12 protein-coding genes are annotated in these 12,633 nt (G+C 64.7%); 1 reads left to right on the top strand and 11 read right to left on the bottom strand.

Annotation, left to right across the window (positions count from 1 at the left end; genetic code table 11):
• Positions 1–155: 155 nt before the first annotated feature.
• The 11 genes from ACAW63_RS17115 to ACAW63_RS17065 form a co-directional block, all read right to left on the bottom strand.
• Positions 156–596, bottom strand: a complete 441-nt coding sequence (locus tag ACAW63_RS17115) for an N-acetyltransferase family protein (RefSeq protein ID WP_371227090.1) — start codon at positions 594–596, stop codon at positions 156–158.
• Positions 597–699: 103 nt separating this feature from the next.
• The gene (locus ACAW63_RS17110; RefSeq protein WP_371227089.1) at positions 700–1,353 is read right to left on the bottom strand and encodes an HAD hydrolase-like protein; all 654 of its coding nucleotides are present in this window, start codon (positions 1,351–1,353) and stop codon (positions 700–702) included.
• 85 nt (positions 1,354–1,438) lie between these two features.
• Positions 1,439–1,804 (bottom strand): RidA family protein, encoded by a 366-nt coding sequence (locus ACAW63_RS17105; protein ID WP_371227087.1) that lies wholly within the window; start codon positions 1,802–1,804, stop codon positions 1,439–1,441.
• Positions 1,805–1,908: 104 nt separating this feature from the next.
• On the bottom strand, positions 1,909–3,321 hold the full coding sequence (locus ACAW63_RS17100) for an aldehyde dehydrogenase family protein (RefSeq protein WP_371227085.1): 1,413 nt from the start codon (positions 3,319–3,321) through the stop codon (positions 1,909–1,911).
• 12 nt (positions 3,322–3,333) lie between these two features.
• Positions 3,334–4,377 carry a homoserine dehydrogenase gene (locus tag ACAW63_RS17095; RefSeq protein WP_371227083.1) on the bottom strand — a complete coding sequence of 348 codons (1,044 nt, stop codon included), beginning with the start codon at positions 4,375–4,377 and terminating at the stop codon, positions 3,334–3,336.
• 198 nt (positions 4,378–4,575) lie between these two features.
• The gene (locus tag ACAW63_RS17090) at positions 4,576–5,013 is read right to left on the bottom strand and encodes an Lrp/AsnC family transcriptional regulator (RefSeq protein ID WP_207886659.1); all 438 of its coding nucleotides are present in this window, start codon (positions 5,011–5,013) and stop codon (positions 4,576–4,578) included.
• Complete coding sequence (locus ACAW63_RS17085) at positions 5,010–6,395, bottom strand: threonine synthase (RefSeq protein WP_371227081.1); 1,386 nt, start codon at positions 6,393–6,395, stop codon at positions 5,010–5,012. Before ACAW63_RS17085 ends, ACAW63_RS17090 begins: the two co-directional genes overlap by 4 nt.
• A gap of 22 nt (positions 6,396–6,417) precedes the next feature.
• Positions 6,418–7,308 (bottom strand): LysR substrate-binding domain-containing protein, encoded by an 891-nt coding sequence (locus tag ACAW63_RS17080; RefSeq protein ID WP_371227079.1) that lies wholly within the window; start codon positions 7,306–7,308, stop codon positions 6,418–6,420.
• Between the two features lie 47 nt (positions 7,309–7,355).
• Positions 7,356–8,795, bottom strand: coding sequence for an amino acid permease (locus tag ACAW63_RS17075; RefSeq protein WP_371227077.1), 1,440 nt, complete (start codon positions 8,793–8,795; stop codon positions 7,356–7,358).
• A gap of 144 nt (positions 8,796–8,939) precedes the next feature.
• A complete protein-coding gene (locus ACAW63_RS17070) occupies positions 8,940–10,217 on the bottom strand; it encodes a cystathionine gamma-synthase family protein (protein WP_371227075.1) in 1,278 nt (425 codons plus the stop codon).
• Between the two features lie 284 nt (positions 10,218–10,501).
• Complete coding sequence (locus tag ACAW63_RS17065; protein ID WP_371227073.1) at positions 10,502–11,413, bottom strand: LysR substrate-binding domain-containing protein; 912 nt, start codon at positions 11,411–11,413, stop codon at positions 10,502–10,504.
• 132 nt (positions 11,414–11,545) lie between these two features.
• Here ACAW63_RS17065 and ACAW63_RS17060 point away from each other — a divergent pair, with 132 nt between their 5' ends.
• Positions 11,546–12,631: an extracellular solute-binding protein gene (locus tag ACAW63_RS17060; RefSeq protein ID WP_371234696.1), complete on the top strand. Its 1,086-nt coding sequence runs from the start codon at positions 11,546–11,548 to the stop codon at positions 12,629–12,631.
• Positions 12,632–12,633 lie beyond the last annotated feature (2 nt).

Below are 12,633 nucleotides of genomic sequence, written 5' to 3'. Positions count from 1 at the left end.
GCCTCTGGGGATGAGGGATGGCGGCTAAGGCGGGGCTCGATAAGGCCCTGCATCGCAGTCTAGACAGGAATGTAGGAACTGGCGTTGAGCCAGCATTCAAGCGACGAGCGGCAACAGCGCGACCAACGCCAGTCGTCTTCAGTCCCGTCTCGGATTCAGGATCGGAACTTCACAAAAACAAGTTCAGGATCGCCCTCGTCCAGATTCTCTATCTGGCCGCTCCTGATAAAGCCGAGCTTCCCAAGCAGTCCCTGCATCGGCTCATTCGAGCGGTTCGTCGAGGTGAACAGTTTCGGCCCCCTGCACTGCGACTCCAGTACGCGGAGAATGGCGGAGCCGACACCATGACGCCGCGCCGAATCCCTCACTACGACGAGCGGAATGAAGGGCTGCTCAAAGAAGGAGTCGTTCAGCACGCCGTACCCCATCAGTACTGTGGCGTCGCTTGCATCCGCTGCTACCCAGCATTGGCCACTGGCGACCGCGCGTGCAATGTATGTCCGTCGCCCCGCTTCGCGCCGGGCGATCGCATCCAGTTCAAATAGAGCATCGAGGTCGTCGCCCTGGGCGAGCCGCACGCTTGATTGGGGAACCATTGCTGCACCCTGCAGGGGATGGGGACGGCCAGTGTAATCGCCTACCAGACGACCAGGCTCCCCAATCGCCCCGCGACTGCACGGCAGCACAATGCATTGGGTATCAGCGTGGGGCTGACTCCAGGCCTTCATGACTGCCCGCCAACCGCCGCAATTCGCTCACGTCGGCGAACCACTCATGGGATTGAAGCGTGCGGAATGCTTCATAGGTCCCATATCCCCACGCAACCGCGCCAAACGCGATACCGGCCGTTGATGCCGCTTCCCCATCCGTCGGTTGGTCACCTATGTAGATGACCTCCTCTCGCGCCACACCAAACTTCCGCATGACCCGGCGCAGGCGCGATGCCTTGCCGAAAATGGAAACCCCGCACTCGAGGGCCCGTATATGCCGACCACTGGAGCCCAGAATCTGCGTGACATTCTCTCTGGAGTTGGAGGACACCACCGCGAGAATCACGCCCTTCTCATCCAGATGGCTCAGGGTATCGGCGATGTCTTCGAAAAGCCGGATCGAGCTTCGATGCGCCTTCATCAGGCCCATGAAGGTTCGCGCCACCAGAGGCAGCTTCCAGCGCGGCATTCCGATATGGGACATGATCTCCCGGGCCCCTTGCTTGCGCAAAGCGTCCAACTCTTCCGGGTGAATCCGGCCGAACGCGTGCTTGTCAGCGACCTGGTTGAACACCGCGACAAAGAAAGGAAAGGAATCCGCGAGCGTGCCGTCGAAGTCGAAAATGGCAAGTCGGTATGACATATGAGCGTTCCTTCCTGGAGTGCTGGCAGCCGTATCCGGACGGCTGCGGGTGCTGGGTGATCAACCCACCCGATGGGTGGCGGCATTATCCCCGCTTCGCAATCGGCCCGCCACGAACCGCAAATACCTGCACCTCGACCAGGTACCCCTCCCCCAGGTCGGCGCCAACGCAGGCGCGAACCGGTTTCGGATAGCCCTGCAGCCAGGCGTCGTAAATCTCGTTGACCCGATCGAAGTGGCTGTAATCCGCGATCCAGATCTGTACGCGGGTCAGTCGCTCCTTGCCGATGCCGGCCTCGGCCATCAGCGCGTCAATAGTCGCCAGTACCTGCCGCAGCTGCCCCTGGACATCCTCGCGCGTATCGTCCGCCGCCACCCCGGCAGTCTCGAACATGGCGCCGTAGCTGACCGCCATGGACATCCTGTTGCCCGACGCATAACGCGTGATCATCGACGACTCCCTTATCCATCAAGTAGCGGAAAAAAGCACCGGGCGGCGCGGCGAGCGACCCACCCGGTGAAAATGACGGCCGTGAAGGGTCGTCTCCCGAAACCTCAACCCAGCTGGTTGATGCACACCACCTTGGGCTGGGTCATGTCCTCGTAGGCGAAGCGCACGCCCTCGCGCCCCAGGCTGCCGTATTTGGAGCCGCCGAAGGGCATGGCGTCGAAGCGATAGTCCGACGAGTCGTTGACCATCACCCCGCCGGCCTCGATGCGCCGCGACAGGCTGAGCGCCTTCGACAGATCACGGGTGAACAGCCCTGCGTGCAGGCTGTACTCCGGCGCGTTGGCGAGGGAAATCGCCTGTTCCAGATCCTCGAACGGCGCCAGCATCACCACCGGCGCGAACACTTCCTCGCGCCACAGCTGACTACCGTGGTCGACACCTTCCAGCACCGTGGGGGCATAGGCGGCTCCCTGGCGCTGGTGGCCGCAGAGCAGGCGGGCACCCTCGCCCAGCGCCTGGTTCACCAGATGCTCGGCCCGGCGAGCGGAGGCTTCGGTGATCATCGGCCCCATATCGGTCTCGCGCCGGCCCGGATCACCCAGCACCATCGCGCGGGTCAGTTCGACGAAGCGCTCGCGGAAGGCCGCATAGATCGACGCATCGACCAGGATCCGCTGGGTCCCGATGCAGTTCTGCCCGGCGGCCCAGAAGGCGCCGGAAACGCAGGACTCCACGGTGGCCTCGAGGTCGCAATCCTCCAGCACCAGCACCGGCGCGTTGCCGCCCAGGTCCATGGCGAGTTTCTTAAGGCCGGCATTGCGGGCGATCTGCTCGCCCGTGGCGAAGCCGCCGGTAAAGGAAATCATGCGGACCTCGCGCACGGCGACCAGGGCCTTGCCCAGCTCCACGCCGCCGGTTGCCACCGTCACCACGGACTCGGGCAGACCGGCCTCGACCAGGTACTGCACCAGCTTGAGCGCAGACAGCGGCGCCAGCTCCGACGGCTTGAGGATCACCGCGTTGCCACCGGCAATCGCCGGCCCCAGCTTGTGAGCCACCAGGTTCAACGGGTCGTTGTACGGGGTGATGGCAAGGATCAGTCCCAGGGGTTCTCGGGTGAACCAGCCCTGGCGCGATTCCGAGCCTTCGTAGGCATCGAAGGGTACCACCTCGCCGGCGTTGCGGCGGGCTTCTTCCGCGGAGAGCTTCAGCGTGTTGATGCAGCGCTTCACCTCCTTTTCCGCCTGGCGCAGCGTCTTGCCGGCTTCATCGACGATCAGGCCGGAGAAATCCGCAGCGTCTCGCTCGATCAGTTGGGCGGCCCGTTCGAGGATGCTCGCGCGGCGATGCCGGGGCTGCGCGGCGCTGTCACGCACGCCCTGGCGAGCGAGCGTGAGCAGTCGGGGGACGTCCTGGGCACCCAGGTTCGGAACGCTGCCGACCAGCGTGCCGTCGAAGGGGCTGAACACGTCGATCTGAGTCGTCTCGGGAACAAGGGATACGGAAGTCAGGCTCATGCACTTCACTCCTCAGGCCTGGCGGCCGGACGCGTGGATGGCGACGATGTCCGACAGCAGGGCGAACGCCGTCTCGACACGGCCGGCACCGGGGCCGGAGACCGTTACTGCGCCCAGCAGCTCGGTGTCGAAGGCTACGGCGTTGGTGGCGCCGGAAATGCCCACCAGGGGATGCCAGCTCGGCAGCAGGCGGGCCTCCACGCTGGCACTCACCGCGCCATCGGCTTCGCGGCGGGCGGAGCCGATCAGCTTCCAGCGTGCCCCCGACTCGCGGATCTTCTCGATATCGCTGCTGCTGATGCCGCTGATGCCGCTGCAGGCGACATCACTGACCTGCAGGTGCGCGCCGAGCAACTCGTTGGCGAGGATCACCACCTTCAGGCGCACGTCATGCCCTTCCACGTCGGCCGTCGGGTCCGCCTCGGCGTAGCCCAGCTCTTGCGCCTTGGCCACGGCCTCGGCGAAACCGAGCCCTTCTTCCATGCGCGTCAGCACGTAGTTCGAGGTCCCGTTGAGAATGCCTTCGAAACCCTGGACGCCGGAGCCCGCCAGGGTCTGCCGTGCCAGGCGCAGCACCGGCGTGCCGCTCATTACCGAGCCTTCGTACTCGAACGACACCCCATTGGCCTTGGCCAGGCGCTTGAGCTCCTCGCCGTGCAGCGCGATCGGACCCTTGTTGGTGGTGACCACGTGCTTGCCCGCCTCCAGGGCCCAGCGGCAGAAGGTCGCCGCCGGCTCGCCATCCTTCGGATTGGTGAAGGTGGCTTCGGCGATGATGTCGGCCCCGGACTGCTTGATCACCGACTCGTTGAAGGCTTGCGCAGTGCCTTCCGGCATCTGCGCGAAGGCGCCCTTGACGGCCGGTAGCGCGGCGAGACTGGCCGCATCCAGGCCATTGCGGTCGATCACCGAGCCCAGGAAGAGATCGGTGACACCAACGATCTTCAGGCTGAAACCCAGCTCCTGCTGCCAACGTGCGTTGCGCTCGGCGATCAGTTGAGCCAGGGCGCGGTTCACACCACCAAAGCCAACGAGGGCGATCTTGTATTCGGTCATTATTTGCCTTCCTTCTCAGGCGTTGTTCGATGGGGATCAGCCTAAGAGCCGCGCCCTGCCAGTTGAATATGGCAATGCGCTGTATTTATTGGGCAATCTGACCAGCGCCGGAGCGACGCGATGCCAGGACGCAGAATGCAAAACGCCGCCCGGACGAAGGTCCGGGCGGCGTTGGTTTTCCAGCGAGAGACAGCCGGTTCAGATCACGGTGGACAGCACGAACGAGGTCACCGTGTTCTCGACCCCCGGCATCGCCGCGATCTCCCGCCAGACGTGGTGCACGCGTTCTGGACTGGCGGCCTCGACGCGGAGCATCAGGTCGAACTCGCCACTGAGCACTTCGCACTGCACGATCTCCGGGATCGTCCGCAGCGCGGCCAGCACCTCCTCGCCGCGCATGCGGTCGTATCGGTAGACGAAGATCACCGCATTGATCAGCGACGAGGGACGCCGCCCCTCGCCCACCCTCAGGGTGTAACCCTGGATGGCGCCGTCACGTTCCAGGCGCTCGATGCGCTGGCGCACCGCGTTGCGCGACAGGTTGACCTTGAGTCCGAGCTCCGCATGGGCGATGCGCGCGTTGGCGGTGAGTTCGGCGAGGATGCGCTCGTCCAGCGGGTCGAGTATGCGTTTCATCGGCCGGCCCGCATCTGCATCAGCACCTCGTGCAGCCCCGCCAGGTCATCGCGCGCCAGCACAGGTCCGCCGGCCTCGCCGCCAGCCGGCGACGGCACCGTTCCATGCCAGGCCCCCAGCTCCGCCAGCAGCGCCGCCGACTTCTCCGGCGCGAACTGCCCCAGGGTCACGATGGGCGCGCCGATGTTTCGCCGGTGCAGCCGCCCGGCGTAGGCGCCCGTCGCGGTATGCGGGTCCACCGCGCTGCCGGTCTCGCGGAACAGCGTGATGATCTCTTCGCGGATCAGCGCATCGTCCACGGCATAGGAGTCGAACAGCATGCGCGCCTGCAACCACTGGCGGTTACCGATGCTCAGCTCGCCACAGTCGTCGAAGTGTTCCATCAGCGTCCGCGTCGCTTCACCGTCGCGCTCATACAGCTCCCAGACGAAGCGTTCGAGGTTGGAGAACAGCGAGAAGTCCATGGCCGGCGACAGGGTGCGGCTGGCCGAACCCCGGCTGTAGCGATTGCAATGGATGAACCGGTGCAGGGCATCGTTGCGGTTGGTGGAGATGATGATCTGGTTGATCGGCAGCCCCATTTTCTGCGCGATGAAGCCGGCGTAGATCTCGGCGAAACTCGCCGCGGGAATGCTGAAGCCCACCGGGCGGATGCCGCCGCCCAGCTGCAGGGCCGCATGGAAATAGAAGACGATCTGCGCCAGCACGCCGATCCAGTTGGTCGAATTGAAGCTGATCGGCATCAGCTCGGGACAGGGCCATTCCCGCAGCAATCGCGAAACCAGCGATTGGCAATCGTCGAAACTGCCCTCCACGGCGACGCTGCGCACGCTGTCGGAGTCCGCCCTGCGCATGACCTCCGACCGGTCCGCCGGCGTCCCGGCCAGCGGATAGAGCGCCAGCAGGCGAGCCGTGGGACAGTGCCCCAGGGCATCGATGGCCGCCACGGCGGTATCGCCATTGCTGGCGCCGACCAGTACCGCCCGCTCGCACTCCTGGCCCAGGAAGTGCCGGATCAACCGCGCCTGCAATTGTGCGGCGAAGTCCTTGGAGGAACGGGTCGGGCCGTGGAACAGCTGCAGGACCCACTCGTTGTGGCCGATCTGCTGCAGCGGCGCAATGGCTCGATGGCGAAACCCCCGATAGCTGTCGCTGACCAGTGCCCTCAGGCTCGGCTCGTCGAGCGTGTCGCCGACGAAGGGAGCGATCACCCGCCAGGCCAGTTCGTCGAACGGCAGCCAGGACCAGCTGGCGATTTCCTGCGGGCTGAACAACGGCAGCGACGACGGCACGTAGAGCCCGCCGTCCCCGGCGAGCCCGGAAAGCAGCGCCCTGCGAAAGTCCACGCTTGTCTCGGCGCCACGGGTGGTTGTGTACTGCATCGTCACTCCAGGTGGGTACTACTCATGATTGGCGGTGAACCAGGGTCACCAGCCAGTTGGAAAAGGCCTGGGCGTCCGGGGACAGCGCCCGCCCCAGGCCACGCACCAGGTAAAACGACTCACTGGCCTCGATGCGCTGGGCAAAGGGCGCCACCAGGCGCCCTTCCCGCAGGAGATCCTCGACCAGTGACGAGCGCGCCAGGGCAACACCCAAGCCCAACTCCGCCATGCGCAGGGTGGAGACCAGGGTGTCGAACTGCAGGCCGCTCGAGTAATCCAAGTCATCGGCGCCGGCCCGCTTCAGCCAGTAGCCCCAGCCCTCCTCGTAGCCCAGCACATGCAGCAGCGGCAGGTGCGCCAGGTCGCGCGCCTCGCGTAAGGGCCGGTCGGCGATCAGCGCGGGCGAGCAGACCGGGACCAGCAGGTCCCAGGTCAGGCGCTGCGCCTCGACACCCGGCCATTGCCCGCTGCCCCAGCGAATCTCCAGATCGTCCTCGGCATCGAGCTCCTTGACCCACAGGTTACTGATGTAGCGGATATCGACCTGCGGATGGGCGCGACGGAACTCGGCCAGCCGGGGCGCCAGCCAGAAGTGCAGGAACGAGAGACTGCCCCGCACCTTCAAGGGCCGCCGCTGGCGTTGCCCGAAGATTTCGTTGGTGCCTACCGCCAGCCGGCTGATGGCATCCTGCACGACCGGCAGGTAGGACTGGCCCTCTTCCGTCAGCCCCAGCCCCCGGGGCAGGCGCTTGAACAACGCCACCCCGAGCTGGCTCTCCAGCTGGCGAATCTGCTGGCTCACGGCCCCCTGCGTGAGGTGCAGCTCCTCCGCCGCGTGGGTGAAGTTCAGGTAACGCGCCGACACCTCGAAGGCTCGAAGCCAGTTCAGGGGGGGCAAGGCTTTCTGGCTCAACGGCGGATCCTCATGGCAACTGTTCAAGCGGCCTAGTATCGCGCTGCTCAGGCGGCCTCGGAACCACTCGCCACGACGTCCAGCGACATCTGCCGACGCTCCCGGCTCTTGCGGGTCAGCCAGAACACGAAGTAGCACCAGGCGATGAAGGGCAAACCGAAGTACAGGGCCACCCGCTGGGCCGGGTCGAAGGCGATGCCGACGCAGGACAGCGCGCAGCAGAACAGCGCCGCCAGCGGTACGAAGGGATAGCCGCGCACGCGGAACTTCAGGTCCTCGACCTTGCCGCCGTTGGCCACATAGTGACGTCGGAAGGCGATCTGGCTGGCGGCGATGCTCATCCACACCACCACCACGGCCAGTCCGGAAATCGAGACCAGGGCGAGGTAGATGGTGTCCGGCGCGAAGACGCTGCTCAGCAGCGACGCCATGCCGCCGGCCATGCTCAGGACGATGGCGTTGAACGGCGTGCCCCGGCGCGACAGCGACGCGTAGCTGCGCGGCATGTTGCCCTGGTCGCTGAGCGTCCAGAGCATGCGCGCGGCGGCGTAAAGCCCGGAGTTGGCGGCGGACAGCAGCGCGGTGATGATGACGAAGTTCATGATGTCCGCGGCGTAGGGAATGCCGATCATCTCGAAGACCATCACGAATGGGCTCTCCACCACGCCAGCCTGCTCACGCGGCAGCAGGGTCGCCAGCACGAAGATGGTGCCGATGAAGAACAGCGCCAGGCGCAGCACCGTGGTCCGGATGGCCTTGGGCACGTTCTTCTCCGGATCGCGGGTCTCGCCGGCGGCGATACCGATCAGCTCGGTCCCGGAGAAGGCGAAGGACACCGCCAGCAGGGTCATGGCGATCGACCAGAAGCCCGTCGGGAACAGCCCCTCGCGGGTGAAGTTGCCCAGCCCGATGCTGTGCGCCTGCTTGATCTCGAAGACCCCGAGGATGGCACCACCGCCGACGATCAGGAAGGCGATCACCGCGAGCACCTTGACCAGCGACAGCCAGAACTCGGTCTCGGCGAAGGTCCGCACCGATACGATGTTGCTGATGAATACGGCGGCTCCGAACAGCGCACTCCAGATCCACACCGGCGTATCCGGGAACCAGCGCACCATGAGCATGCCGGCGGCGGTGAATTCCGAGCCGATGGCCACCGTCCAGGTCAGCCAGTACATCCAGGCCACCGTGTAGCCGGTGCCCGGCCCCAGGTAGCGGGTCGCATAGCTGCTGAACGAACCGACTTCCGGCATCTGCACGGCCAGTTCGCCCAGGCACATCATGACCAGGTAGACCATGACCGCGCCGATGATGTAGGCGATCACCGCGCCCAGCGGGCCGGCCTGGTTGACGGTGTAGCCCGAGGTCAGGAACAGGCCGGTACCGATGACGCCGCCCAGCGCCAGCATGACGATGTGGCGGGTCTGCATATCCTGCTTGAAGGAATGCGCCGAAGCATTTTTGCTTGTTGTTGTCTGCACGGACATGGTTGGACTCTCATGAAAGTTGGCGGGCAAGGACGTTGCTACGACCTCGTCTGGGCAGAGCGAATCGAGTTGCCTTGCGTCTTGTTGTTGTTCGATTTCATGAAGTGACGCCCGCCGCGATCGGCGAGCGCCACGCCGCAGGTCTCAGACCTGCAGCTCGATCGACCGGTTGACCACGTCGCCGTGCCCTTCCGGTTCGCCGTCCCTGGCCTGTTCCCGGCGAACCGCGGCGCACGCTTGTGCGAGGTCCGCAAGCAAGTCATCGGTGTCCTCGATGCCCACGGAGATGCGTACCAGTCCTTCGGAAATGCCCAGGGCCAGGCGCTCCTCCAGGGTGTTCTCGACGTGACTGGTGGTGCGCGCCGGACCGTAGATGGTTTCCACGGCACCCAGGTTGCCGGCGCGGTGGGCGTACTTCAGGCGCGGCAGCAGGCGCGCCACGGTGTCCATGCCGCCCTTGAGCACGAAACTGACGATGGCGCCGAAGCCGCGCATCTGCGACCGGGCTATCGCGTGGCTCGGATGCTGAGGCAAACCGGGATAGTTGACCGCCTCCACCAGGGGCTCGGTGCACAGGTATTCGGCCAACGCCCGCGCACTGGCCTGCTGCTGGCGCAGCCGGACGGCCAGGGTCTTGATGCCGCGGATGATCAGGTAGGCGGAAAACGGGTCCAATGCCGCCCCGTTGATTTCCCGGTAATGGCGAACCTGCGCCAGCAGCGACTCCGCGCCGCAGACCACGCCGCCCAGTACGTCACCATGCCCGGAGAGGAACTTGGTCGCGCTGTGCACCACGACATCGACGCCCATCGTCAGCGGGTTCTGGTTCAGCGGCGTGGCGAAGGTGTTGTCGGCCACCACCAGGGCGCCGACCTTCCGCGCTGCCGCAACCAGACGGCGGATGTCCAGCACCTTGAGCGTCGGATTGGTGGGGGTTTCCAGGTAGAGCAGATCGCAGCCGGCGGCGATCTCGCGCTCGATGGCCTCGGTATCCAGGGTGTCGCACAGGCACACCTGCACGCCCATGCGCGGCAGGAACTCCTCGAAGATCTTGTTGGTGCCGCCGTAGCTGTCACGGGTCGAGACCACCCGCTTGCCGCTCGACAGGAAGGTATGCAGCACCGCGCTGATGGCGGCCATCCCGCTGCTGAAGGCAACCGCCGATTCCGACTGTTCCAGCTCGCACAGCTTCGCTTCCAGCGTGGCGACGGTCGGGTTGCTCATGCGGCTGTAGATGTAGCCGGGAAGCTTGCCCAGGGCAACGTCGTACCAGGCGTCGATGTCCTGGTAGCCATAGGCGGCGCTTACCACGATAGGGGTCTGGGTCGCGTTGTAGGGGTGCTGGACCTGCTCTCCGCTCCAGACCACCCGGGTACCGACTCCGGCACCGCTGCTGCGCTCGACATCTTCGTTCTTGTTCATATCCGGTTCCCGCACGACTGAGTTGACTACACCGATCCCGGATCGGTTTGCGGGGACTATAGGGACGCGCTCCGGATCTGAAAAACGATGGAATCCGGGTCTGAGAGGCGTTTTTTTTAATGGCTCCGGGTCAGGCCTCCGGCGTCCGACAGAACTCTGCACGACCTGGCTTGCCATGGGCGCTACGAGCGCTTCGCTTCGCTTCTATCGACGCAAGGCAGACAAGACCAGGCGTCGACGTTGCGAGAGGTAGTAATCGGCCAGAAGCAAAAGTTCAGCGGGCGTCAGCTGGGGACACCGTCCAGGCTGGCGCTGTCTATCAGCCAGTCGATGAGGCGAACCACGTCCGGCACGTGCCGTTGTTCCTCGGGACACAGGCAGAAATAGCCGAGCCCGGCAGGCACGGCGAGGGCGAAGGGGCGGACGAGGAGCCCCTGATCCAGATCCCGGCGCGAGTTGAACTCATCCGAAAGAGCCACGCCATAACCGTCACAGGCGGCCTGCAGGGCCATGCTGAAACTTTCGATCTGCAGATCCGAGTCGCCGGGATAGGGCACACGGGCTTCCAGCAGCCAGCGCCGCCAAAGGGTGCCGTCATCCTCATGCAGCAAGCGCTGATGCACCAGATCGTAGGGCTGGCGCAGCGCATTGCGCCCCTGCAGCAGCCGCGGGCTGCACACCGGGAACATATGCAGATTGCGCAGGGGCCGCCACCACAATCCTTCCCAGGGAGGGGCCGCATACAGCAACGCGACGTCAGCCCTCCTCCAATCCACCTCCGAGGCGTGGCTGGCCTCGATAATGCGCAGACGGATGTGCGGGTGGGCCGCTTTGAAGGCGAATAACCGCGGCAGCAGCCAGGACGCGCCGAACACCGGTTCGGTCGAAATGGTCAGCGTGGTCGTCGGCAAGGCCTGTTGCGACTGGCTGATGGCATGCCTGAGCCCTTCACTGATTTCCTCCATGCCCTTGGCGACCGAACGGTGCAGCGACAGGCCCGCCGGCGTGAGGACCAGATGCCTCCCTTGCCGATTGAACAGTCGCACCCCCAGTGAGGATTGCAGGCTCTTGATCTGCTGGCTGACGGCGCCCGGAGTGATATGCAGCTCCGCAGCCGCCGCCCCCATATGCCCCAGACGGGCGACGGATTCGAAGACACGCAGGTTGTTCAGCGCTGGAATAGGCATGGCTTTCATTTAGATTTGCTAAACGATAATTCATTAAAACATATAGCTTGTCTGATCTTTGTCCTGACGCGAAAAATCGGCCACGACCTCTGAGCTGGTGAATTGCCGATGAAAAACCTCCGTTCCATTTCCGTGCTCGCGATGGCAGCGACAGGCATGCTGATGACTACCTCGAATGCCATTGCCGCCGATGCGGCACGCACCGTCAACGTCTATGGATGGGCAGGCTACGTCGCCCCCGGGACCCTGACACGCTTCGAGCAGCAGACTGGCATCCGGGTGAACTACGACAGCTTCGATAGCGCGGACGTCCTGGAAGCGAAATTGCTGACCGGACACAGCGGCTACGACGTGGTTATACCGGGCGTTGCCATGCTCGATCGCCTGATTCACGCCAAGGCGCTCCAGGTAACCGAGATGCAGCGGTACAAGACCGCAAACCAGTACGATCCCCAGCTGCTCGGCCAACTCGCACGGGTCGATCCCGGCAATCTCTACGCGGTGCCCTATGCCTGGGGCACCACTGGTCTGGCGTATAACCAGGAGGCCGTTGAAAAACGCATCCCTGGCGCCCCCCTCGACAGCTTCGACCTGCTGTTCAAGCCGGAGTACGCCAGCAAGTTGAAGGACTGCGGGATCGCCATCATCGACTCGCCCCAGGAAGTCATGAGCATCGCCCTGCACTACCTCGGCAAGAACCCGTACAGCCAGCACTCCAGCGACTATGAAGATGCCAAGCGGCTGCTCGAACAGTTGAGGCCGAACCTGCGCTACATCGCATTTGGCAAGCAGAGCAATGATCTGGCGAACGGCGACCTGTGCCTGGCCCTGAGCTACAACGGCGACGCCATGGTCGCCAGAGGTCAGGCGAGAGCGGCGGCCAAGCCCTTCACTATCGGCTACCAGGTTCCCAGGGAAGGTACCCTGGCCTGGATCGATACACTGGCGATTCCTGCGGATGCGCCCCATGTGGAGGAAGCCAAGGCATTCATCGAGTTCGTGACCGATGCCGAGTCGATGGCCGAGATGACCAACTCGCTGTATTACGCCAACGCCAATCGGACATCGCTCGACAGGGTCGTCCCGGAGCTGCGCGACGATGAAACGCTGTTCCCCTCTGCTGAGCGCCGCCAGAGCCTGTTCAGCGAGGAACCGTTGCCCGCCCGGACGCTCCGCGAGCGTACCCCGGCGTGGACGAGCTTCAGAACCCAGGTTGGCGGGGAGTAGGC

The organism is Pseudomonas sp. QE6 (genome assembly GCF_041379005.1).
Lineage (GTDB): Bacteria > Pseudomonadota > Gammaproteobacteria > Pseudomonadales > Pseudomonadaceae > Pseudomonas.
This window is presented reverse-complemented; position numbering and strand designations above follow the sequence as displayed.

Excerpts from the sequence above, each read along its gene's own strand:
- ACAW63_RS17115 (WP_371227090.1), bottom strand. The coding sequence starts at position 596 with ATGGTTCCCCAATCAAGCGTGCGGCTCGCCCAGGGCGACGACCTCGAT.
- ACAW63_RS17110 (WP_371227089.1), bottom strand. The coding sequence starts at position 1,353 with ATGTCATACCGACTTGCCATTTTCGACTTCGACGGCACGCTCGCGGAT.
- ACAW63_RS17105 (WP_371227087.1), bottom strand. The coding sequence starts at position 1,804 with ATGATCACGCGTTATGCGTCGGGCAACAGGATGTCCATGGCGGTCAGC.
- ACAW63_RS17100 (WP_371227085.1), bottom strand. The coding sequence starts at position 3,321 with ATGAGCCTGACTTCCGTATCCCTTGTTCCCGAGACGACTCAGATCGAC.
- ACAW63_RS17095 (WP_371227083.1), bottom strand. The coding sequence starts at position 4,377 with ATGACCGAATACAAGATCGCCCTCGTTGGCTTTGGTGGTGTGAACCGC.
- ACAW63_RS17090 (WP_207886659.1), bottom strand. The coding sequence starts at position 5,013 with ATGAAACGCATACTCGACCCGCTGGACGAGCGCATCCTCGCCGAACTC.
- ACAW63_RS17085 (WP_371227081.1), bottom strand. The coding sequence starts at position 6,395 with ATGCAGTACACAACCACCCGTGGCGCCGAGACAAGCGTGGACTTTCGC.
- ACAW63_RS17075 (WP_371227077.1), bottom strand. The coding sequence starts at position 8,795 with ATGTCCGTGCAGACAACAACAAGCAAAAATGCTTCGGCGCATTCCTTC.
- ACAW63_RS17070 (WP_371227075.1), bottom strand. The coding sequence starts at position 10,217 with ATGAACAAGAACGAAGATGTCGAGCGCAGCAGCGGTGCCGGAGTCGGT.
- ACAW63_RS17065 (WP_371227073.1), bottom strand. The coding sequence starts at position 11,413 with ATGAAAGCCATGCCTATTCCAGCGCTGAACAACCTGCGTGTCTTCGAA.
- ACAW63_RS17060 (WP_371234696.1), top strand. The coding sequence starts at position 11,546 with ATGGCAGCGACAGGCATGCTGATGACTACCTCGAATGCCATTGCCGCC.